Origin of the sequence: Arthrobacter mobilis (assembly GCF_012395835.1) — a bacterium.
Taxonomy (GTDB): Bacteria; Actinomycetota; Actinomycetes; order Actinomycetales; family Micrococcaceae; genus Crystallibacter; species Crystallibacter mobilis.
The window spans coordinates 51,609-73,036 of the sequence record NZ_JAAZSQ010000005.1; the positions used below are offsets into that span (position 1 = coordinate 51,609).

18 protein-coding genes and 1 pseudogene are annotated in these 21,428 nt (G+C 68.7%); 12 read left to right on the top strand and 7 right to left on the bottom strand.

Going from position 1 to position 21,428, the window contains the following annotated elements; genetic code table 11:
* From HGG74_RS07305 to HGG74_RS07315, 3 genes are all read left to right on the top strand, one after another.
* The coding region (locus HGG74_RS07305) for a multicopper oxidase domain-containing protein (protein ID WP_205761546.1) at positions 1–1,417 on the top strand (1,417 nt) is incomplete at its 5' end.
* 96 nt (positions 1,418–1,513) lie between these two features.
* Positions 1,514–1,813 carry a type II toxin-antitoxin system VapB family antitoxin gene (locus tag HGG74_RS07310; RefSeq protein WP_168485702.1) on the top strand — a complete coding sequence of 100 codons (300 nt, stop codon included), beginning with the start codon at positions 1,514–1,516 and terminating at the stop codon, positions 1,811–1,813.
* Positions 1,806–2,543 (top strand): LytR C-terminal domain-containing protein, encoded by a 738-nt coding sequence (locus tag HGG74_RS07315; protein ID WP_168485703.1) that lies wholly within the window; start codon positions 1,806–1,808, stop codon positions 2,541–2,543. The genes HGG74_RS07310 and HGG74_RS07315 overlap by 8 nt, the downstream gene beginning before the upstream one ends.
* Before the next feature lie 27 nt (positions 2,544–2,570).
* Here the strand turns inward: HGG74_RS07315 and HGG74_RS07320 are convergent, their stop codons facing one another.
* The 3 genes from HGG74_RS07320 to HGG74_RS07330 form a co-directional block, all read right to left on the bottom strand.
* Positions 2,571–3,278 (bottom strand): DsbA family oxidoreductase, encoded by a 708-nt coding sequence (locus HGG74_RS07320; RefSeq protein WP_168485832.1) that lies wholly within the window; start codon positions 3,276–3,278, stop codon positions 2,571–2,573.
* Between the two features lie 183 nt (positions 3,279–3,461).
* On the bottom strand, positions 3,462–4,667 hold the full coding sequence (locus HGG74_RS07325) for an MFS transporter (RefSeq protein ID WP_168485704.1): 1,206 nt from the start codon (positions 4,665–4,667) through the stop codon (positions 3,462–3,464).
* Positions 4,668–4,847: 180 nt separating this feature from the next.
* The gene (locus tag HGG74_RS07330; protein WP_205761548.1) at positions 4,848–5,294 is read right to left on the bottom strand and encodes an Hsp20/alpha crystallin family protein; all 447 of its coding nucleotides are present in this window, start codon (positions 5,292–5,294) and stop codon (positions 4,848–4,850) included.
* 130 nt (positions 5,295–5,424) lie between these two features.
* On the opposite strand from HGG74_RS07330, the gene HGG74_RS22120 reads away from it, so the two are divergent.
* Both HGG74_RS22120 and HGG74_RS07340 read left to right on the top strand, forming a co-directional pair.
* Positions 5,425–6,969 carry a PucR family transcriptional regulator gene (locus HGG74_RS22120; RefSeq protein ID WP_168485705.1) on the top strand — a complete coding sequence of 515 codons (1,545 nt, stop codon included), beginning with the start codon at positions 5,425–5,427 and terminating at the stop codon, positions 6,967–6,969.
* A 114-nt stretch (positions 6,970–7,083) separates the two neighbouring features.
* Complete coding sequence (locus tag HGG74_RS07340; protein WP_168485706.1) at positions 7,084–8,475, top strand: FAD-binding oxidoreductase; 1,392 nt, start codon at positions 7,084–7,086, stop codon at positions 8,473–8,475.
* Between the two features lie 92 nt (positions 8,476–8,567).
* Here the strand turns inward: HGG74_RS07340 and HGG74_RS07345 are convergent, their stop codons facing one another.
* Complete coding sequence (locus HGG74_RS07345) at positions 8,568–9,488, bottom strand: LysR substrate-binding domain-containing protein (RefSeq protein WP_168485707.1); 921 nt, start codon at positions 9,486–9,488, stop codon at positions 8,568–8,570.
* 116 nt (positions 9,489–9,604) lie between these two features.
* Here HGG74_RS07345 and HGG74_RS07350 point away from each other — a divergent pair, with 116 nt between their 5' ends.
* The 5 genes from HGG74_RS07350 (at position 9,605) to HGG74_RS07370 (ending at position 14,796) form a co-directional block, all read left to right on the top strand.
* Positions 9,605–11,008: an aldehyde dehydrogenase family protein gene (locus tag HGG74_RS07350; RefSeq protein WP_168485708.1), complete on the top strand. Its 1,404-nt coding sequence runs from the start codon at positions 9,605–9,607 to the stop codon at positions 11,006–11,008.
* 10 nt (positions 11,009–11,018) lie between these two features.
* Positions 11,019–11,429: a 4-carboxymuconolactone decarboxylase gene (pcaC, locus tag HGG74_RS07355; protein ID WP_168485709.1), complete on the top strand. Its 411-nt coding sequence runs from the start codon at positions 11,019–11,021 to the stop codon at positions 11,427–11,429.
* On the top strand, positions 11,426–12,316 hold the full coding sequence (locus HGG74_RS07360) for an NAD(P)-dependent oxidoreductase (protein ID WP_168485710.1): 891 nt from the start codon (positions 11,426–11,428) through the stop codon (positions 12,314–12,316). The genes pcaC and HGG74_RS07360 overlap by 4 nt, the downstream gene beginning before the upstream one ends.
* Positions 12,317–12,327: 11 nt before the next feature.
* Complete coding sequence (locus tag HGG74_RS07365; protein ID WP_168485711.1) at positions 12,328–13,428, top strand: zinc-binding dehydrogenase; 1,101 nt, start codon at positions 12,328–12,330, stop codon at positions 13,426–13,428.
* 81 nt (positions 13,429–13,509) lie between these two features.
* A complete protein-coding gene (locus HGG74_RS07370; RefSeq protein ID WP_376766125.1) occupies positions 13,510–14,796 on the top strand; it encodes an MFS transporter in 1,287 nt (428 codons plus the stop codon).
* A 428-nt stretch (positions 14,797–15,224) separates the two neighbouring features.
* On the opposite strand, the gene aceB is transcribed toward HGG74_RS07370, so the two are convergent.
* Both aceB and aceA read right to left on the bottom strand, forming a co-directional pair.
* Positions 15,225–16,862 carry a malate synthase A gene (aceB, locus tag HGG74_RS07375; protein WP_168485712.1) on the bottom strand — a complete coding sequence of 546 codons (1,638 nt, stop codon included), beginning with the start codon at positions 16,860–16,862 and terminating at the stop codon, positions 15,225–15,227.
* Positions 16,863–17,020: 158 nt separating this feature from the next.
* On the bottom strand, positions 17,021–18,346 hold the full coding sequence (aceA, locus tag HGG74_RS07380) for an isocitrate lyase (protein WP_168485713.1): 1,326 nt from the start codon (positions 18,344–18,346) through the stop codon (positions 17,021–17,023).
* A 131-nt stretch (positions 18,347–18,477) separates the two neighbouring features.
* On the opposite strand from aceA, the gene HGG74_RS07385 reads away from it, so the two are divergent.
* A complete protein-coding gene (locus tag HGG74_RS07385) occupies positions 18,478–20,001 on the top strand; it encodes a helix-turn-helix transcriptional regulator (RefSeq protein WP_168485714.1) in 1,524 nt (507 codons plus the stop codon).
* A gap of 73 nt (positions 20,002–20,074) precedes the next feature.
* Here the strand turns inward: HGG74_RS07385 and HGG74_RS07390 are convergent, their stop codons facing one another.
* On the bottom strand, positions 20,075–20,299 hold the full coding sequence (locus HGG74_RS07390; protein ID WP_168485715.1) for a hypothetical protein: 225 nt from the start codon (positions 20,297–20,299) through the stop codon (positions 20,075–20,077).
* Here HGG74_RS07390 and istA point away from each other — a divergent pair.
* A pseudogene (gene istA, locus HGG74_RS22125) lies at positions 20,294–21,422 on the top strand (IS21 family transposase); the annotation flags it as partial. The gene HGG74_RS07390 and the pseudogene istA sit on opposite strands and share 6 nt — an antisense overlap.
* Positions 21,423–21,428 lie beyond the last annotated feature (6 nt).

Genomic DNA, 21,428 nt, shown 5'->3' on the forward strand with positions numbered 1-21,428 from the left:
GAAGGCTGCGGCGGAAGCCGAGCGCCGCCGCCGGGAAGCCGAAGCCAAGGCCCGGGCCGAAGCGGAGAAGAAGGCGCGGGAGGAGGCCGAGCGCAGGCGGAAGGAAGAGCAAAAGAAGAAGGAGGAGGCCAAAAAGAAGGACGACGGCGCCGTCGTGCCGCCGGTGACCGATGGCGGCGGCAGCTCCGGGGCCGGGGACACCGGCACGGAGACGGCCACCCCCACGGAGACGGCTACCCCCACGGAGCCGGCCACCGAGTCCGGCACCGGCACGGCACCGGCCACCGAGCCCGGGGACGACGGCGGGGACGGGGAGCTCCGGCACCGGTTCGACAGCCAGGTGGACTTCAGCTCGGACCAGCTGGACCTGGAATTTCCGGAGACCGAATTCCTGCAGCCGGCCAGCACCTCCGTGAAGCTGAAGGTTTTCGGCCGGGACCTGCGCTTCGACGACCGCGCCGAGCACGAGATGTGGTCCTTTGAAACCGAGAACGGCGAACGCAGCTTCCCCGGCCCGCTGATCCGGGCCAGGGAAGGGCAAATCCTCCACGCCACGGTCAACCCGAGCATGGGCCCGCACACCGTGCACTGGCACGGACTGGAACCGGACCCGCGCAACGACGGGGTGGGGCACACCTCCTTCGAGATCGGCGGCACCTACACCTACCAGTGGAAGCCGGAACAGGGCGAGCCCGGGGACGCCAACTGCGGCACCGCCGGCACCTACTTCTACCACTGCCACGTCAACACCACCTTGCATGCCCAGATGGGCATGTTCGGGCCGCTCATTATCGACCCGGTGGCGCACCCGGACTATCCGGTCAGCCCCGGGGCGCGGCGGGCCTTCGTGGACGGACCCGAGTACGACATCGACACCGAGGCGATCCTGATCCCGTACTCGCTGGACCCGCGGTGGCACGAGCTGGGCCATGCCGCCGGACTGTCGGGGGAGGACGTGGGGCTGAACCGCTTCCAGCCGAAGCACTTCTACCTGCTCGGCGGCGAACTGGCCCGCCGGCCCACCGGCAGGGAACGGGTGTGGGGCCTGTCCGCGCTGCGCGCCAACGTCGAGGGCAACGGGCGCAAACCCACGCTGCTGCGGGTGCTCAACGCGAACTACCTGCCCAACCTGATCCGGATCACCGACGAGTCCGGCGCCCCGGCCCGGATCGCCGAGGTGATCTCCCACGACGGCAGGGCCTACCGGGACACCTCGGTCCCCGGTACGCCGGCCCGGCCGATCGCCGAAGCGGGCGCGCCGCTGATGACCAGCACGCTGGCCTTCGGGGCGGCGGAGCGCTACGACCTGCTGCTGCGTCCGCCGGCACCGGGCCGGTACCGGTTGGAGGTGTCGTGGAAGGACTGGATCACCGGCCGGGTGGTGGGCCGGCGGACGGTGACGATCACCGCCTCGTGAGTGTGTGCAGTACGGGGCGTAACCTTTTGGCCACGACCCGCGCTGCGGCCCGGACATATTGTTCTTTTCGGTATCCGGGGAATCTAGGCTTGATGAGTGATCTTCAAAGCTGTAGGCGATTCCCGACCGTACCCCGAGCATGGCTACCTGACGCCCCGGGACTGGGCGGCAGTGCCGCCGCGCCAGGTGCGGCTGGACGAACTGATCACTACCAAGAGCACCCTGGACCTGGGTGCCCTGCTGGCCGAGGACTCCACCTTCTTCGGCGACCTGTTCCCGCACGTGGTGCAGTGGCGCGGCCAGCTCTACCTGGAGGACGGACTGCACCGGGCAGTGCGCACCGCACTGCATCAACGGGCCTTGATGCATGCGAGGGTGTTGGTGCTCGATGACTGACCAGGACACCGGCCCGCGGGACGCCAGGCGGGACCCGGAGCTCGAGCCGGAACCGGGTCCGGACGAGGAGCCCGAGGAACCTGACGACGAGTACCACCTGCAGGGCCACAAGATCATGACCGAGGAGGACCTGGACGAGGTCTTCGCGGACGAGGACGACGTCGAGGTGAAGAAGTACCGGCGCTGGCGGCACGTCCTGCACGGCGCCGTCCTGGTGCTCCTGCTGGCCGGGCTGGTCGGCGCCGTCGTGGCGGCCCTGGCGGTCATGCGCGGGGAGCTGCAGATTCCCGGCTGGGGACCGCGCACCCAGGAACCGATCACCTGCCCGTCGGCCACCTATAAGTACCCGGCCAACGATTCCTTCACGCTGAACGTCTACAACAGCACCAACGAAGGCGGGCTGGCACGCCAGGCGGCCAGGGAACTGGCCGAGCGCGGATACCAGATCGGGGAAGTGGCGTCCAAGGACCTGAACTACTACGGGCTGAGCGCCGTCGTGATGTCCGGCCCGAAGGGCGAGGCGAACGCGATGAACCTGCAGCGGAATATTGCCGGCACGGAATATGTGGCCGACGACCGGCAGGACGAGAGCGTGGACGTGATCCTCGGCTCCCGGTATGAGGGCCTGGTGCCGGCCAATAAGGTGAACAAGGAGCCGGGCACGCTCAGCTGCCCGCGGCTGGAGTCTCCGGACCCGGGCCGGCCGGTCACCCCGGACGCGGCGAAGTAGGCGGTCCGGCCGCGCCTTTCCGTGTCCCTAGTCGCAGCCCTCGGGGCCGCAGGCCGGGCCGTCGGCGGAACCGGCCGGGCCGGCGAGCACGGTCAGCGGGCTGCGTTCGGCCCACGCCTGCTTGAGTGCCTGGCTGAAGACCTCGGCCGGCTGGGCTCCGGAGATGCCGTACTTGCGGTCCAGCACGAAGAACGGCACGCCGGTGATGCCGAGCGCGCGGGCCTCGGCAATGTCGGCGCGGACCTCCTCGGCGAACCGGTTGCCCTCCAGCGCGTCGCGGACCTCGCGCTCGTCCAGGCCGAGGGCGGCGCCGGTGCACACCAGGTACTCGATGTCGCCGATGTCCTCACCCTTTTCGAAGTGCCCGGAGAGCAGGGCCTCCTTGGCCTCGGCGCCCAAGCCGTGCTCCTTGGCCAGGTGGAGGAAACGGTGGGCGGTGAAGCTGTTGGCCACCACGATCTTGTCAAAGTCGAACGCCAGGCCCTCGCCGGCGGCCTGGGCCTTGACGTGCTCGAACATCTGCCGCACCTGGGGCTCGGGCATGCCCTTCATCTGGCTCAGGTACTGGGTCTCGGTGCCGTCGAAGTGCGCCGGCAGGGTGGGGTCCAGCTGGTAGCTGCGCCAGTGGACCTCGACGCCGTCCTTGTGCTCGAAGTCCGCCAGCGCGGCTTCGAACCGGCGCTTGCCAATAAAGCACCACGGGCACGCGACATCGGACCAGATTTCAACCTTCATGTCCGGGACAACATGGTGACGCGTCATCCTATTCCCGTCCCGGTCTTCCCCGCCCCACTCCGATTTTCACTCCGGTTTTCCCCCGAATTGGGAATCTGCTCCCGTTCCAGACATGGAGCAGATTCCCATTTCGGAGGAAATGGGGGAAGGGGGAAGGGGAATCGGGGGATTGGGACCAGGGGATCACGCGGCGGTGCGGGGGCCGCGGCGCTTGCGGCCGTGGACGAACCAGTACAGCACGGCGGCACCAAGCATGACGGCGCAGACCGCCAGGTACATTCCCTCATAGTTCACCGCCGGGATGAGCATGCCCAGGAACACCGGCCCCAGCCCGGTGCCGGCGTCGAGCATCAGGTAGAAGGTCGACGTCGCCGTGCCCACCCGCAGCTCCGGCGACTCGCTCACCGCGATCGCCTGGATGCAGGGCATCAGCGCGCCGAAGCCGAGGCCGCTGAGCACCGCCGCCCCGGCCAGGGTCCAGCCCGACGGCCCCGCGGCCAGCAGGGCCAGGCCCCCGGCGAACGCGAGGATGGTCGGATACATGACCAGGTTGTCCCCGCGGCGGTCCTGGATCCGCCCCATGAAGAGGCGGGAGACCAGGACGGTGCCTGCGTAGATCAGGAAGAAGGTGGCCGCCGCCGACGGCACGCCGCGGGCCTGGGTGTAGGAGGTCAGGAAGGCCAGGACGGTCGAGTAGGCCGCCCCGGCCAGGAAGATCACCGTGGAGACCGGCAGGGCCTTCGGCTCGACCAGGGCGGCCAGCCGGGCCAGGCGTGCCGGCCGGGCGCCGTGGGCCGGGGCGCGGTGCGGCTCGGGCAGGTTCAGGGCGAAGGCGACGGCGAAGGCCGCCAGCGAGCAGGCGGCGCAGAACCAGAAGATGCCCGCGTAGCCGCCGCTGCCGGCCAGGATCACCGCCAGCAGCGGCCCGACGGCGGTGGAGAGGGTGTTGGAGAGGCCGAAGTAGCCGGTTCCCTCGCTGCGCCGGCCCGGCGGGATCAGGGTCTGGACCGAAGCGGCGAGCGCGGTGTGGCCGGCGCCGAAGGCCACCCCGTGCAGCACGCGCAGGGTGACCAGCAGGACCAGTGAGTCCGCGGCAAAGTAGAGCAGGATGGCGGCCACGGAGGCCAGCAGGCTGGCCAGGAGCAGCCGGCGGCGGCCGACGACGTCGAACAGGCGCCCGGCGAAGAGCCGGGCGGCGACGGCGCCGATGACGAAGCCGCTGGCGGCCAGGCCGGCGGCGCTGTCCGAGGCCCGGAAGCGGTCCACGGCGTAGAGCGCCATGGAGGTCATGAGCAAAAAGAAGACCATCGAGATGAACAGGCTGGTGGCAAGGGCGAGGATGAAGTCCCTGGTCCAGAGTTTCCTGGACTGTTTGCCGCTGCCGTCCATCCACTATTCCTCTCGCCGCCGGCAGAGCATGCCTCCGGCCGGTACGTCCCATTATTGCCCTCGGGCACGGGCGTTCCGGCCGCTGCCTGCCGTGGTGGTGCATACAGAAGAGAGGGAGCCGTGCGCCGCACGGCTCCCTCTCTTCTGTGCCCGGCCTCTGCTGCGCCCGGCCGGACAGATTTAGGATTCGACCTTCTTCTGTTCGGCCTTTCCTTCGACGGCATCCCGGTGCCCGGCCATCACTTCGATCTTGCGCGGCTTGGCCGCTTCCTTGATCGGGATGGTCATGCTGAGCACGCCGTTCTCGTAGTGGGCGTGAATGTTGTCCACGTCGATGTCCTGGCCCATCGTGATCTGGCGAAGGAAGGTACCGCCGGTGCGCTCGCGCAGCAGCCACTTGGTGCCTTCGCCCTCCTTCATCGTCCGCTGGGCGCGGATGCTGAGCATCTGGCCGTCGACGTCCACGTCGACCGAGCCCGGATCAATGCCCGGCAGGTCGGCGTTCAGGATGTAGTGGTCGCCTTCGCGGTACACATCCATCGGCATCATCCGCGGTCCCTGCCGCTCGCCGAACAGGGCCTGGGAGAAACGCTCCAGTTCCTGGAACGGATCGAACCTGGCCACCATTGTTGTTGACTCCTTTCCGCTGTTGTTCTCTTGAGGTGTTGCCAAAGTTGAGCGCACTTCACTCAACTATTGATATGTTAGCTCGCTCACATTCGGAGGGGAAGGGGGTAATTGGCCAATAATGGATCCCGTGCAATTAGGAGAGCTGCTGGCGGCCCTGGGGGACTCCGTGCTGACCGGCGTGGTGCACCCTCGCGGGGTGGACGTGGAAGTCTTCCGGGTCGTGGTGCCGGAGGCGGGGCCGGACGTCGGGCCTGGGGACGTCGTCGTCCTGCCGCCCAGCCTGCACGGCGGTTCCGAAACCCCAAGCCAGGTCCAATGGATCCGGACGGCCGCAGACCGCGGCGCGGCCGCCGTCGCGGTCAAACTCCGGGAGGCGGCCGACGCCGGGGAACTGGTCCGTGCCGGGGAGGCAACGGGCGTGGCGGTCCTGGAAATCAACCCGGGCGTGGCCTGGCACCGGGCCCTGGCGCAGATGTCCGCGGTGCTGGAATCCTTCGGGCCAGCGGACGCCGAATCCGGGGACGAATTCCTCCGGGACCTCTTCACCCTGGCCGATGCGACCTCGATGGCCTTGGGCGGGGCAGTGGCGATCATGAACGCCTACAGCCAGATCCTCGCCTATTCCTCGCAGCCCGGACAGCCCATCGACAAGGTCCGGATGGACGGCATCCTGGGCCGCCGGGTACCGGCCGGGTTCGTCAGGTCCCACGGGGAGGTCCGCACCTGGAAGGCCGGCGAAGTCCGGCGGATGGACTCCCCGGGAACGCTGCCCCGCCTGGTTGCGCCGGTCCGGGCGGGGGACACCTTCCTCGGGTCAGTGTGGGTCATCCTCCCGTCCGAGGAAATCACGCCGAGCATGGAAGCTGTCCTGGCTGCCGCGGCGAAGACGGCGGCGGTGCACCTGCTCCGCTACGCCTCCACGACCTCGTCCTCGGCCTGGCGGGTGAACCAGGCGCAGGTGCGGGCCCGGCTGCTGGGCCACGCCGCGGCGGCGCAGGAGCGGTGCGTGGTGCTGGCCGTCGTCCCGTGCGGGGCGGACCGGGAGGAAGACGCCGTGCTCCGCGAGCAGCTGGCCTCCCTGGCGGGCCTGGTGGTCTCGGGGTGGGCCAAGGGCGGCTGCACGGTCCTGGACGGCGTCGTGTACGCGCTGCTTCCGCTGGGCAGCCGGCGAAGCGAGGACGCGCGGGCAATCGCGGAGACCATCGTCCGGCAAAGCGCTGAAAGCCTGCACCAGGCCGTGGCCGTGGGGCTCAGTTCCGCCACCGACAGTCCGCCGGCCGGCAGGCTGGAGAGCCTGGAGGCGGTGCGCTGGATCGCCGCCAACGGCGGGGGCAGCGGCTGGTTCGAGGAGATCAGGATCCAGGCCACGCTGAAGCGGGCCTCGGACGCACTCGCTGCCGGCGGCATTTCCCTGCCTGCCGTCGACGCGGTCGCGGCCTACGACAGCAGCCACGGCACGGATTACGCCGCCACCCTGCTGGCCTACCTCGAAAGCGGCCAGAACGTCGCCGCCGCCGCAGCCGCGCTCCTGCTGCATCCCAATACGCTGCGCTACCGGCTGCGGCGCATCGCCGAACTGTTCGACCTGTCCCTGGACGAGCCGGACGCGCGCCTGGCGGCGTGGATGTTCCTCCGGCTCGGCCGGGGGACCGGTGCGCCGCCGAACCCTTAGTCCAAATCGGATAAATGGTGGCAGCTTTTTCTCACATTCGGACATAGCCCGCGCGCTGTGATGCCGGACATACTGGCACAGGATTTCACCTGAACGCCGAGCCGGAGGAACAGCATGACCATCCAGACCGCCGCCCCCACCGCGGACGCGGTGCGTGCGGCACTGCAGGAAGCCCTCCGGCCGGAGTCCGTCACCTGGGACCCGGCCATACTCCAGGCGTACAGCCGCGACTACGGGCCGGTCGACGAGCCGCACACGCCGCTGGCGGTGGTCTTCGCCGGGAGCGCCGCCGACGTGCAGGCCACGCTCCGCCTGGCGAACACCCTGGGGTTCTCCGTGGTGGCCCGCGGCGCCGGCACGGGCGTTTCCGGCGGGGCGCACGCCACCGAAAACACCGTCGTGCTCAGCCTCGAACGGATGAACCGCATCCTGGAGCTGCGGCCCGAGGACGAGGTCGCCGTCGTCGAGCCAGGCGTGGTCAACGGGGACCTGAACGCCGCGGCTGCCGGCCACGGGCTGATGTACGCCCCGGACCCGGCGAGCTTCCGGCAGGCCACCATCGGGGGCAATATCGCCACCAATGCCGGCGGGCTGCGCTGTGCCAAGTACGGGGTTACCCGGGACTCGGTGCTGGGCCTGGACGTGGTGCTGGCCGACGGCACCCTCATCCACGTCGGACGCAACACCTTCAAGGGCGTGGCCGGCTACGACCTCACGAGTCTGTTCGTCGGCTCCGAAGGAACCCTGGGCATCGTCGTGGCCGCCACGGTCCGGCTGCGCTACCTCAGTGTCGTGCAAAAGTCCGTGGCCGCCCTGTTCCCGGACACCGCGCTCGCCGCCGCCGGGGTGCTGGCCATCGCCCGGGCCCGGGTCCAGCCGGCCATCCTCGAGCTGCTCGATGCCGGAACCCTGGAGGTCATCGACCAGGCGCACGGCACCAACCTGGCCGCGCGGGGCGGCACGCTGCTGCTGGTCCGCACCGACGGACACGGGGCCGCCATCGAGGAAGCCCTCATCCGCGAGGCCCTGGGAGCCTTGGGCGCGGAAATCAGCGCACCCGGCGACCCGGTCGCCGATCAGCTGGTCGAACTGCGCCGCAGCAGCCGCGGCGACGGCCAGGACGACGAGTTCCGCGTGGGCGAGGACGTGGCCGTGCCCCGCTCCCGGCTGGTCGGCTACATCACCGAACTCGGCGCCATCGCCGCCCGGCATGACGTGAAGGTGCGCGTGGTGGCGCATGCCGGCGACGGCAACCTGCATCCGACCTTCTGGGTGGACCCGGCCGAAGGACCCTCCGGCATCGGGCGCCTCCAGGTTGCGCTGGACGAGTCGGTGCGCGCCGCCCTGGACATGGGCGGGACCATCACCGGCGAACACGGCGTCGGCCAGTTCAAGCGCCGCTGGCTCGGCTGGGAACAGCAGGCCGAGGTCCTCGAGCTGCAGCGCCGCCTCAAGGACGTTTTCGACCCCCGGGGCATCCTGAACCCCGGCAAGGCCATCCAGTAACGGACATTCACGACCACCGTCTCCGCGCCGCATGCCGCCGGGAGAGGGCGCTCGCGGAACGCGGGGTAGCGGACGCGGAGTTGTGCCGCCGACTAACGGACCTGCAGGTCCGGCAACCGTTCCCCGGCAGCCGGGGGCTCCTCAGGCAAAGCTGCCAGATGTTCCCGAAGGGTGCCGATGAAGGCCTGCAGGTTCGCGGAACGGCAGTCCCGCCGCCACATCAGCCAGGTCTCGGCCTGGCCGAGTCGGCCCTCGATGCGATGGGCACGGACCCCGTTGGCGCCCGGCAGCGTCTCGAGCAGCGACAGCGGGATCATGCTGATGCCGGCTCCGGCCGCCACACAGGCCAGCATGCTGTAGTAGGAGGAAATCTCCACGACCCGGCTGGGCACGATGCCCTCCGCTTCCAGCCAGTCCTCGAACCGCTGGCGGTAGGAGCAGACCGTGCCGAAGACAAACACCGTGGGGTTGGAAGCGCGGAACCCTGCGCCCGCGACGTTGACACTGGGCGGCGAAATGATGACCAGGTCCTCGGTGAAGGCCCTGAGGCCAGTCAGGGATGGGGCCGCCGGCTTGCCGTCGGAGAAGGCGGCAGTCAGCTGCCCGCTGAGCAGATGGTCGAAGAGATTACCGGAGGAACTAGCCTCCAGTTCAAGTTCGACGGCCGGATACTCCAGATGGAACTGTGCCAGCAGCGCAGGGATACGGACCGCCGCCGTGCTTTCCAGGGCCCCCAGCCGGAACCGGCCGCGGGGTTCGCCGCGCCGGGTGAAGGACTTGGCCTCGTGGGCCAGGTCGACGATCTGGCGGGCATAGTCAAGGAACAGCTCCCCGTCCGCGGACAGCGAGGCCTGGCGCTTGTCCCGGACCAGGAGCTTGACGTTAAGCTCGCGCTCGAGCTGCTGGATCCGGGTGGAGACGTTCGACGGCGCGCGCAGTAGTGCCGAGGCCGCCTTGGTGATGCTGCCCGCCTCGGCCACAGCCACGAACATCTCCAGCTGCGCGATCTCCATCGTTCTCCTTTTGAGAAGTAAAGCTTCCAAAACTTCTTATTCAAAGAATGATTGCAGCTCCGTAGGCTTTTTCCAACGGGCCGGCGGTGACGCGGCCACTTGGAAGGAATGAAATCTTGAGCACTACAACCTTGAGCGGCGCTGTATCCATCAACCCGGCGACGGGGGAGCTGATTGCCAGCTATCCGTTCGCCGATGAGGCGGGGCTGCGCGAAGTCCTGGACCGGGCCACCGGTGGCTTCCGGCAGTGGCGGGCCTACACCCCGGCACAGCGGTGTGCCGTCTTTGCCCGAATGGCCGGACTGCTGCGGCGCGACGCCGCGATGCTGGCCGAGCTGCTGGTGGCCGAGGTCGGCAAGCCCATCACGCAGTCCCGGGCGGAGGTGGCCAAGGCCGCGGCCGCCTTGGACTGGTACGCCGACAACGGCGCCGCGCTCATCGCCGACGTTCCGACATCAATCGGCCCGGAAGCCTACGTCAGCTATTTGCCGCTGGGTCCGGTCCTGGCCGTGGAACCGTGGAACTTCCCGGTCTGGCAGGTCATGCGCGGGGGCATCGGCATCCTGCTGGCCGGCAATAGCTATGTCCTGAAGCCTGCCCCGAATGTGGTCGGCTGCGCCCTGGCCCTGGAGTCGCTCTGGCAGGCCGCAGGCCTTCCCGAGGGGACATTCTCGGTGCTGAACGCGCAGCCGGAGGTCGTCTCCGCAGCGATTGCGGACCCTGCCATTGCCGGGGTCACGGTTACCGGCAGCGTGGCCGCCGGCTCCGCCATCGCGGCGCAGGCCGGCAGTGCGGTCAAGCGCAGCGTGCTGGAACTTGGCGGCACGGACGCGCTGATCGTGCTGGCCGATGCAGACCTCAACGCCGCCGTGGAAGCCGCCGTCACCGGCCGCTTCCAGAACACCGGGCAGATCTGCATCGCTTCCAAGCGCATCATCCTGGAAAAGCCGGTCGCGGCAGAGTTCACCAGCAGGTTCGTGGCTAAGGTGGCCGGACTGCAGGTGGGCGATCCCCGGGACGAGTCCACCTACATCGGGCCGATCGCCCGCGCGGACATCCGCGACGAGATCGAGGCCCAGGTGTCCCGGACCGTGGCCGAGGGCGCCCGGCTGCTGCTCGGCGGCAACCGCCTCGACGGTCCCGGCAACTTCTTCGAGCCCACCGTACTGGCCGGCGTGCGTCCCGGCATGACGGCGTTCGAGGAGGAAATCTTCGGTCCCGTCGCCGCGCTGGTCACGGCCGAAGACCCCGAGGACGCCATCGCCCTGGCCAACAACTCCCAATACGGGCTGAGCGCCTCGCTGTGGACCCGGGACACGCGCCGCGCGGCCGAATTTGCCAGGCGGCTGGAGGTGGGCGGCGTTTTCATCAACAAGCCCTCCGTCTCGGACCCCCGGATCCCCATCGGCGGGGTCAAGAAGAGCGGCTTCGGCCGGGAACTGTCCGCCTACGGCGTGCACGAATTCACCAACATCCAGGCCGTGTGGATCAACGATCCGGCCGGCCATGCAGAGAACTAGGAACCACTCGATGAACCAGGAACTTTTCGAACAAGGCCTCGCGACGCGCAAAGCGGTGCTGGGCGATGACTACGTGGAGCGTAGCCTGGCCGGAGCTGACGATTTCTCCATGCCCATGCAGGAAATGGTCACCCAGTACTGCTGGGGCGACGTCTGGAGCCGTCCGGGCCTGGAGCGCGCCCAGCGCAGCCTGGTCAACTTGGGCATGATCAGCGCCCTGAACCGCCCACACGAGCTCAAGGTCCACGTCCGCGGCGCCCTGAACAACGGCGTCAGCAAGGAGCAGATCCAGGAGGTCTTCCTGCAGGTGGCCATCTACTGCGGCGCCCCCGCCGCACTGGAGAGCTTCCGCCTGGCCCGCGAGGTGTTCGCGGAAATGGACGCCGAGGCGGAGGCTGATACCGAGGTGGCCAGGGCATGAGCACCATCGGCTTCATCGGCCTGGGCAACATGGGCTTTCCCATGGCCGGACGGCTCGCCGCATCCGGGCACCGGCTGATCGTCCAGGACGTGGATGCCGGAGCCGTGGAACGGTTCCTGGCCGCCCATCCGTCCGCCGCCCCGGCCTCCGACGGCGCGTGGTCCGAAGCGGACATCATCATCACCATGCTGCCGAACTCCGCCATCGTCGAGCAGGTGCTGCTTGACGGCGGCGTGGCCGCCCGCGCGGCCTTGGATACCCTGTTCGTTGACATGTCCTCCTCGGAACCCGTGCGCTCGCGGCAGCTCGGCGCCGTGCTCCGCGACAGGGGGATGCGTTATGTGGACGCTCCGGTCTCCGGCGGAGTCCGCGGCGCCGCCAACGGACAGCTGGCGACCATGGCCGGCGGCACGGCAGCGGACGTGGAGCAGGTCTCGAAGTTGTTCGGGGTCCTCGGCAAGTCCACCATCCACGTCGGCGACGTCGGGGCCGGGCATGCCGCCAAGGCCCTGAACAACCTGGTCTCGGCAGCGTCGGTGCTCAGTACCGTGGAGGCGCTGCGGATCGGCGAGAAGTTCGGCATGGCCCCGGAAACCCTGGTGGACGTGCTCAATGCCTCCTCCGGGCGCAGCAACACCTCGGAGAACAAGGTCCGGCAGTTCATGCTCAACGGCAGCTTCGCCTCCGGCTTCCCCCTTGGTCTGATGGCCAAGGACGTGCGTATCGCCGTCGGCCTGGCCGAAACCCTGGGGGTCGGGGCGGAATTCGGCCGCGGCTGCGCGGCGTTGTGGGAGGCAGCCTGCGAGGCCGGTTTTGCCGCCGACGACCACACGAAAATGTATGAAGTCCTAGCCCGGCTGCAGCCGGCGGCCGCGGGGAAGCAGTGAAAGGAACACCGATGGGTGAGACCGAGTACGGCAGGGTTGCCGTCATGACCCGTCCCCGGGAGCTCGAATTTGCCGAATATCCCGTCCCTGCCCCGGGTGCCGGCGCCTTGGTGATGAAGGTGGACCGTGCCAATGTCTGCGGCTCCGAACTGCACATCTGGAACGGCAGGCACCCGGTCAAGAAGCGCGGCGGCCTGGGTCACGAGATGGTCGGCACCGTGACCGCCATCGGCGAGGGCCGCGGCACCGACAACCGCGGGGTCCCACTGGCCGTGGGGGACCGCATCGTCGCCACCTACTTCCAGACCTGCGACCGCTGCGACCAGTGCCTGGGCGGGCAGCCGAATCTGTGCGACAACGCCTACGAGTTCTTCGGCCGCCAGCCCGAGGAGGCCCCGCACTTCCACGCGGCCTTCGGCACCCACTACTACATCCACCCGCGCCAGCACGTCTACAAGGTGCCGGACGGCATCCCGGATGCAGTGGCCGCCAGCGCCAACTGTGCCTTGTCCCAGGTGATCTTCGGCATCGACCAGATCCAGCTGCGCTACGGCGAGACCTTCCTGATCCAGGGCGCCGGCGGGCTCGGCCTCAATGCGGTCGCAGTCGCCAAGGAACGCGGCACGAAGGTGCTCGTGATCGACGGCGTCGAAGGCCGGCTGGAGCAGGCGCGCGCCTTCGGCGCGGACCACACGATCAACCTGAGCGAAACCACCTCCGTGGAGGACCGGGTGGCCGAGGTCCAGCGGCTCACCGGCGGCCGCGGGGCCGACGTCGCGCTCGAGGTCACCGGCGTCCCCGCCGCCTTCGCCGAGGGGCTGCAGCAGGTCCGCCGCGGCGGCCGCTACCTGGTAATGGGCAACCTGTCCCCCGGGGCAACCGTCCCGTTCGACCCCGGCTACGTCACCCGCAAGGCCCTGACCATCAAGCACGTGGACCGGTACGAGGGCCGCTACCTCTGGCAGGCCCTGACCTTCCTGCAGACCCACCAGCACAAGTACCCCTTCGACCAGCTCGTCGACGCCATCTTCCCCCTGGATGGCGTGGAGACGGCGCTGGAGAAATCCCTGGCCCGCGAGGTCACCCGCGCCGCCATCGTCATGAACGGATAGCCCCATGTCTACCCGCAAATCCCCGCTGACCCCTGCGCCGAGGTCAGGCGCAAGAGCCTGGTCTCCGGTACCGTCGGTGCCATCATCGAATGGTACGAATACACCGTCTACGGCACCGCCGCCGCACTGGTCTTCGGCACACTGTTCTTCCCCACGGACGAACCCGGCGTCTCCCAGATTGCCGCCCTGGCCAGCTTCGGCGTCGGCTTCCTGGCCCGACCGGTCGGCGCCTTCGTCTCCGGCCACCTCGGCGACAAGATCGGCCGCAAGTCCACCCTGATCCTCACCTTCCTGATCATGAGCGGCTCGACGGCGGCCATCGGCCTGCTGCCCACCTACGACACCGTGGGCGTGCTGGCCCCCGTGCTGCTGTGTATCCTGCGCCTGACCCAGGGCTTCGCCGTCGGCGGCGAATGGGGCGGAGCTGCCATCATCGCCGTCGAAAATGCGCCGACGGGCCGGCGCGGCTTCTTCGGCGCCTGGCCGCAGATCGGCGTCTCCTGCGGCCTGCTGCTGGGCACCGGCGCCGTGGCACTGGCCCAGGCCGTCTCCGGCGATGCGTTCAACACCTGGGGCTGGCGCCTGCCCTTCCTGGTCAGCATCGTGCTGGCCGCCGTCGGCCTCTACATCCGCCTCAACGCCACCGAAAGCCCGGCATTCCTGGCCGCCAAGGTCGAGGCCGAGCGCAAGCAGGAGGCCCAGAAGGCACCGATTCCGGTGGTGTTCAAGCACCACCGCCGTCCGCTGATGATCGCGCTGTTTTCCCGTTTTGCCGAGGCCGGCAACTACTACCTGTTCACTGTCTTCCTGCTTTCCTACGTGGCGACCACCCTGGAGCTGCCCAAGTCCTACGGGCTGGTCGCGGTGATGATCGGCTCGGCCCTGAACATCGCGATGATCCCGGTCTTCGGCGCCGTCTCGGACCGCATCGGCCGGAAGAAGACCTTCTTCTTCGGCGCCACCGTGATCATCCTCAGCGCCTGGCCGATCTTCGCGATGATCCAGACCGGCCAGCAGGTCGCCATCGTGCTCGGTGTGGCCATCTTCCTGGCCCTCGGACACGCCGCCGTGTACTCGGTGCTGCCGGCCTTTTACTGTGAGCTGTTCCCCACCAATGTCCGCTACACCGGCATCTCGGTGGGCTACCAGACGGCCGCCATCCTGCTGGCCGGCTTCACCCCGATGATAGCCAGCGCCCTGGTCCTCTGGACCGGCGGGACCTGTCCCCTGGTCGCCATCATCGTGGTCACCACCCTGATTGCCGCGGGGGCCGTCGCCGCCGCCCGTGAAACGAAGGACCTCAACCTGGCCACCATCGGCGAGGTGTCGGCGCTGGACAAAAGCCGCCGGGAAATGAGCCACAGCTGACGGATCCTTTACCACCCCGGACGCATTGAGCGGGGGCGGCGCCTGCCGGCACCGCCCCCGTCCTTGGCCTGCCCGCCCTGTTCGAAGCGAATCCGGCTGGACGAGGTGGCCGCCGTCGACATTGCTTTCTACCGCCGGACCGTGGAAGCGCTTGAGGATGCCGAAGACGTGGCAGCAGTGAAGGCGGCCCGCGACGCGCAGGTTTAACCCCGAAATGGGTTTCTGCTCCCGGTCCGGACCGGGAGCAGAAACCCATTTCGGGGATTTTCAGATGGTGGTGGCGGGTTGGGGGTTCCGCAGGGCCGCCGGTCCGCCCGGCCTTCGGGCTGCCTGTGGCGGATGGCCTGGACCGGACGGCCCTGCGGAAAAGGATTGGGGCGCTCCCGCCGTGTCGGCTGCGCCGCCACGGCGGGAGCGCCCCCTCTCTTTTAGGCGGCGACCAGTTCCTCGTCGCGCTTTTCCTGCAGGAACCGCTCGTAGGCCGGGACCGTCAGGAAGGCCGGGAATTCGATGCCCAGGGCGACTTCCTCGAAGATCTCCCGGGCCTCGTCGAACTGGTCCCCGTCGAAGCGCGGCATCCTGGCGAACTCCTCCTCGAGCAGCTCGCGCACCCAGTGCTCGGTGACGACCTCGCCGTGGTCGGTCACGGCGTGGGAATGGATCCAGTGCCAGATCTGCGAGCGGGAGATCTCGGCGGTGGCCGCGTCCTCCATCAGGTTGTTCAGCGCCGCGGCGCCGTGCCCGCGCAGCCAGGACTCGATGTACTGGATGCCCACCCAGATATTGGTGCGGATCCCGGCCTCGGTGATCGAGCCCTTGGTGCCGGCGATGTTCAGCAGCTCCCTGTCATCCGGGGTAACGTCCTCGCGCTTGCGGTCCACCTGGTTGGGACGGTCCCCGATGACGGCGTCGAACACCTCGCGGGCCACCGGGACCAGGTCCGGGTGGGCCACCCAGGAGCCGTCGAAGCCGTCATTGGCCTCGCGGGTCTTGTCCGCACGCACCTGCTCGAAGGCGATCGCGTTGATTTCCGGGTCCCGGCGGTTGGGGATGAAGGCGGCCATGCCGCCGATCGCCAGGGCGCCGCGGCGGTGGCAGGCCCGCACCAGCTGCTCGGTGTAGGAGCGCATGAACGGGGCGGTCATGGTCACCTGGGTGCGGTCCGGGAGCACAAAGCGCGGGCCGCGGGTGCGGAAGTTCTTGATCACCGAGAAGATGTAGTCCCAGCGCCCGGCGTTCAGGCCGGAGGCGTGCTCGCGCAGTTCGTAGAGGATCTCCTCCATCTCAAAGGCGGCGGTGATGGTCTCGATCAGCACGGTGGCGCGGATGGTGCCCTGCGGGATGCCGAGCAGGTCCTGGGCCAGGATGAAGACGTCGTTCCAGAGCCGGGCCTCGAGGTGGCTCTCGATCTTGGGCAGGTAGAAGTACGGGCCGCGGCCCTGGCTGATGAGCCGCTGGGCGTTGTGGAAGAAGTACAGGCCGAAGTCCACGATCCCGCCGGCCACCGGCTCGCCCTTGATCAGCATGTGCTTCTCCGGCAGGTGCCAGCCGCGCGGGCGGACCACAATGGTGGGCAGGTCGGTGAGCTTCTGGCCGCGGACCTTGTATTCCTTGCCGGCCTCGGTGGTGAAGTCGATGGTGCGGTCCAGCGCATCGCGCAGGTTCAGCTGCCCGTTGACCACGTTGGCCCAGGACGGGGTGGAGGAGTCCTCCATGTCCGCCAGCCAGACCTTGGCCCTGGAGTTCAGCGCGTTAATGGTCATCTTCCTATCCACCGGGCCGGTGATTTCCACCCGGCGGTCCTCCAGTCCCGGGGCCGGCGGGGCCACCTGCCAGGAGTCATCCTCGCGGATGTGCCGGGTCTCCTCCAGGAAGGCCGGGTCCTGGCCGCGGGCGATCCGCCGGCGGCGCTCCTCGCGCAGCTGAAGCAGTTCGCGCCGTCGTTCGCTGGTGGCCCGGTGCAGCTTGGCCACGAACTCCAGGGCTTGCGGGGTCAGGATCTCCTCCTGCCGCCGCACCGGCACCGCCGTCAGTTCAATACCGTTCAAGGTGATCGGGTCGTTCATCGGAACTCACTCCTAAGGCAAATCGAGTTGGCACTTCCCGCCCGTTCAGGGACGTGAAACGGGCGGGAAGTGCACAGTCGATGGGAAGAAAAGGAAGGGAGGGGCGGCAGGGTCCCTACGTGGCGACGAAGTCGACACGAAAGGGCCCGCTCATCCCGTTAGTGGAACTGGCCTTCTTCGGTGGATCCCACCAGGGCCAGGGTGCTGCCGTTGGGGTTGAGGGCAGTGGCGATCTGGTCGAAGTAGCCGGTGCCCACTTCGCGCTGGTGCTTGGTGGCGGTGTAGCCGCGGTCTTCGGCGCCGAACTCGCGCTCCTGCAGGTCCACGTAGGCGGTCATGCCTTCGCGGGCGTAGCCGTGGGCCAGGTCGAACATCGAGTAGTTCAGGGCGTGGAAGCCGGCCAGGGTGATGAACTGGAAGGTGAAGCCCATGGCCCCGAGCTCGCGCTGGAACTTGGCGATGGTGGCATCGTCCAAGTGCTTCTTCCAGTTGAAGGACGGGGAGCAGTTGTAGGAGAGCATCTGGTCCGGGAACTCGGCCTTGACCGCCTCGGCGAACCTGCGGGCCAGCTCCAGGTCAGGGGTGCCGGTCTCCATCCAGATCAGGTCCGAGTACGGGGCGTAGGCCTTGGCGCGGGCGATGCAGGGCTCGATGCCGTTGCGGACCTTGTAGAAGCCCTCCGGGGTGCGCTCACCGGTAATGAACTCGCGGTCCCGCTCGTCCACGTCCGAGGTGATCAGGGTGGCGGCCTCGGCGTCGGTCCGGGCGATGATGACGCTCGGGGTGCCGGCGACGTCGGCGGCCAGGCGGGCGGCGTTCAGCGTGCGGATGTGCTGCTGGGTGGGGATGAGCACCTTGCCGCCCAGGTGGCCGCACTTCTTCTCGGAGGCGAGCTGGTCCTCCCAGTGCACGCCCGAGGCGCCGGACGCGATCATGGACTTCATCAGCTCGTAGGCGTTCAGGGGGCCGCCGAAGCCGGCCTCGGCGTCGGCCACGATCGGCACCAGCCAGTCCTCGACCGTCTGGATGCCCTCGGAGTACTCGATCTGGTCCGCGCGCAGCAGCGCGTTGTTGATCCGGCGGACCACCTGCGGGACCGAGTTGGCCGGGTAGAGGGACTGGTCCGGGTAGGTGTGGCCGGAGAGGTTCGCGTCCGCGGCGACCTGCCAGCCCGAGAGGTAGATGGCGCGCAGGCCGGCCTTGACCTGCTGCACCGCCTGGTTGCCGGTGAGGGCGCCGAGGGCGTTGGTGTAGCCGCCCGTCCTGGCTTCCTCGGTCAGCTGCTTCCACAGCTTCTGGGAACCGCGCTTGGCGAGGGTGTGCTCTTCCTGGACGCGGCCGCGGAGGCGGACGACGTCGGCTGCGCTGTAGTCGCGGGTGACGCCCTCCCAGCGGGGATCGGCGGACCACTCGAGCTCCAGGGCCTTGGCAGCTTCCTCGGCGGTCTGCGTGGGCTGCTGGCGGGGCTCAAAGGTTGCGCTCATTGCTGTTCTCCTTGGCTCTCCGGGCCGGTCCGGCCTCCCTTGGCCTTATCCGTTGGTACCCGGTTCTTCTTCGTGAAAACGACTATTCCGTACGTTGCAATAGGCTATCTAGACGAAAGTGCTGGAAAGATTTGCGTTTCTTCGCGTATCCTCAAGAAATGACTTCCGCCAGCTGGACCCGCCCCGGTACGCCCCCGCCGTCGTCCGCTTCCGCGGCCGACGACGGCGACCTGGACATCATCAGCCTCGGCCGCCGCGTGCGGCACCTGCGCAAGGCGCAGGGCAAGACGCTCGACGACGTCAGCGCCGCCGTCGGCACCGCGCCGAGCCAGCTCTCGCTGATCGAAAACGGCAAGCGCGAACCCAAGCTCGGCATGCTGCAGAAGCTGGCCAAGGCCCTGGACGTGAGCATGGACCAGCTGCTCGGCGCCGAGCCGCCCAGCCGCCGCGCGGCGCTGGAAATCGAGCTCGAGCGCGCCCAGCGCGGGCCGCTGTACGAGTCCCTCGGACTGCCCAAAGTCCGCATCTCCTCAAGGCTGCCGATGGATGTGCTCGAGTCCCTGGTGGGGCTGCAGCACGAGCTTGAGCGCCGGCTGGACGAGCAAGCCGCCACCCCCGAGGAGGCCCGCCGCGCCAACACCGAGCTGCGCGCCGAAATGCGCGCGCGGAACAACCACTACGAGGACATCGAGGCCGAGGCACAGAAGCTGCTCAAGGCCGTGGACTTCAAGGGCGGCCCGCTCTCCCACCACGTGGCCGCGGACATCGCCGAGCACCTCGGGTTCAGCCTGCAGTACGTGGGGGATTTGCCGCATTCCACCCGCTCCGTGACGGATTTGAAGAACCGCAGAATTTACCTCACCCAGGGTCACCGCGCCGAGCACGACCCCCGCTCGGTGCTGCTGCAGGCCGTGGGGCACTACGTGCTCGGGCACCAGGCGCCGGCGGACTACATGGAGTTTTTGCGCCAGCGCGTGAACACCAACTACTTCGCCGCCGCCCTCCTGATGCCCGAGCACGCCACGGTGGACTTCCTGCAGAAGGCCAAGGCGGCCAAGGAGCTGGCCATCGAGGACCTGCGCGACGCCTTCGCCGTTTCATATGAAACGGCCGCGCACCGGTTCACCAACCTGGCCACCCACCACCTGGGCATCCGCTGCCACTTCCAGAAGGTCCACGTCTCCGGGATCATCCACAAGGCCTATGAGAACGACGGCGTGAACTTCCCGGCCGATCACACCGGCGCGATCGAGGGCCAGCCGGTGTGCCGGTACTGGACTTCGCGGGCCGTGTTCGACGTGCCGGACAAGTTCCGGGCCTTCAACCAGTACACCGACACCGGGGTGGGCACCTTCTGGTGCACCGCCCGGACCGAGCGGCACTCCTCCGGGGAGTACTCGCTGAGCATCGGCGTGCCCTACGCGGACGTGAAGTGGTTCCGCGGCCGGGACACCACCGAGCGCTCCAAGTCCCGGTGCCCGGAGGAGACCTGCTGCCGCCGGCCGCCGGCGGAGCTGGCGGGGGAGTGGGCCGGCTACGCCTGGCCGGCCGCCCGGGCCAACACGCACCTGCTCGCCGCCCTGCCGCCAGGGGCGTTCCCGGGCGTGGACGAGACCGAGGTGTACTCGTTCCTGCAGGCGCACGCGGGGCGTTAACGGACATTGCGATCGGCCGTGGGTCTCACGGTTCTATTTGTCATATGCGCTGAGGTGAAACCAGGCGGGCCGTTCACGCGGCCGGGGCCTCCGCGGTGACGGTGTAGCCGAGGGTCGTGAGTTCGCCGGTCAGGCGCCGTGCCCGGCGTTCGGGATTGTGCCGCCTGGTGAAGTAGTCCGGACCGGGCTCGTGGAAGGGCTCGTCCCTGCCGGGGATGTGGACCGGTGCGGCGGGGATGGAATGCTGGGCGGCGCCTAGGGGCCTTGGCGTGACCGCGTCGGCCCCTGGTGCGTGCATACTGCGCGGCGTAGTACGTGTTCTTGCTGCGGACGGTCACGCTGGCGGGCTCGCGGAGTCAGGTCCGCAGCCATGTGTTGCCCTTGCGGGTCTTTTGCGGAGGTGGTGAAGGAACGTGATGCCGGCCGTGCCCCGGGCGCGGGCCAGGACCGCCCCCGGGTCATCGATGAATGGTTGCCGAAGATTGAGGAGTGGGTTGAGAAGTCCAGGGGCCGGATCCGTGCCGATGTCGTGCACGCCAAGCTCGCCGCCATGGGATACACCGGTTCCGGTCGTTCCACCCGCCGCGCGGTTGCCGCGGTCAAGGATGCCTGGCGGCGCGGGAACCGGCGCGTGCACCGGCCCTGGATCGCGGAGCCCGGGGCTTGGCTCCAGTACGACTTCGGAGACGGCCCGGTCATCGGCGGAGCCAGGACCGTCCTGTTCGTCGTGTGGCTGGCCTGGTCCCGGTTCCCCAACGTGGTTCCGCTGGGCGACCGGACGGCGCCGAGTGTGTTCGCCGCCCTGGACCGGGCCTTCCGGATCCTTGGGGGTGCGCCGACCTACGTGCTGACCGACAACGAGAAGACGGTCACCACCGATGCACGTGGCCGGGGTGCCGGTACGCAACCAGGCCACGCTGGCGTTCGCGAAGCACTATTCCGTCCAGGTGCTCACCTGCCGGCCGGCCGACCCTGCCACCAAGGGCGGGGTGGAGAACGCGGTGAAGATCGCCAAGGCCGACATCGTGCCGACGAAAACCAACCTGCTGCCGGCCTACGTCTCGTTCGCCGAATTGGAGGCCGCCTGCAGGCAGTTCATGGAACAGGTCAATACCCGGGAGCACCGCATCACCCGGCGACGCCCGGCCGACATGCTCGCTGAGGAAGCCAAGGCACTGCACCGCATTCTGGAGGCAGCGTATACGGTCGCGTACGGGGTGGGGCGCCGGGTGCCGGAGAACACCCCGATGGTCTCCTTCGAAAACGCCCAGTACTCGGTGCCCGCGCACCTGCTCGGGGAAGAGGTCTTCGTCCGGTTCCACGGCACCGGAACCGATGCGCAGGCGGTGATCGTGCATGCCGGGCGCGACGGGCCGGTCGAGGTTGCCCGGCACGGCCCGGCACCGGGGGCAGCTTCAGTGGCCGTT

What these genes read in the sequence shown, in the direction of transcription:
- HGG74_RS07315 (WP_168485703.1), top strand. Translation starts at nt 1,806, where the DNA reads ATGACTGACCAGGACACCGGCCCGCGGGACGCCAGGCGGGACCCGGAG.
- HGG74_RS07320 (WP_168485832.1), bottom strand. Translation starts at nt 3,278, where the DNA reads ATGAAGGTTGAAATCTGGTCCGATGTCGCGTGCCCGTGGTGCTTTATT.
- HGG74_RS07325 (WP_168485704.1), bottom strand. Translation starts at nt 4,667, where the DNA reads ATGGACGGCAGCGGCAAACAGTCCAGGAAACTCTGGACCAGGGACTTC.
- HGG74_RS07330 (WP_205761548.1), bottom strand. Translation starts at nt 5,294, where the DNA reads ATGGTGGCCAGGTTCGATCCGTTCCAGGAACTGGAGCGTTTCTCCCAG.
- HGG74_RS07340 (WP_168485706.1), top strand. Translation starts at nt 7,084, where the DNA reads ATGACCATCCAGACCGCCGCCCCCACCGCGGACGCGGTGCGTGCGGCA.
- HGG74_RS07345 (WP_168485707.1), bottom strand. Translation starts at nt 9,488, where the DNA reads ATGGAGATCGCGCAGCTGGAGATGTTCGTGGCTGTGGCCGAGGCGGGC.
- pcaC (WP_168485709.1), top strand. Translation starts at nt 11,019, where the DNA reads ATGAACCAGGAACTTTTCGAACAAGGCCTCGCGACGCGCAAAGCGGTG.
- HGG74_RS07360 (WP_168485710.1), top strand. Translation starts at nt 11,426, where the DNA reads ATGAGCACCATCGGCTTCATCGGCCTGGGCAACATGGGCTTTCCCATG.
- HGG74_RS07365 (WP_168485711.1), top strand. Translation starts at nt 12,328, where the DNA reads ATGGGTGAGACCGAGTACGGCAGGGTTGCCGTCATGACCCGTCCCCGG.
- aceB (WP_168485712.1), bottom strand. Translation starts at nt 16,862, where the DNA reads ATGAACGACCCGATCACCTTGAACGGTATTGAACTGACGGCGGTGCCG.
- aceA (WP_168485713.1), bottom strand. Translation starts at nt 18,346, where the DNA reads ATGAGCGCAACCTTTGAGCCCCGCCAGCAGCCCACGCAGACCGCCGAG.
- HGG74_RS07390 (WP_168485715.1), bottom strand. Translation starts at nt 20,299, where the DNA reads ATGCACGCACCAGGGGCCGACGCGGTCACGCCAAGGCCCCTAGGCGCC.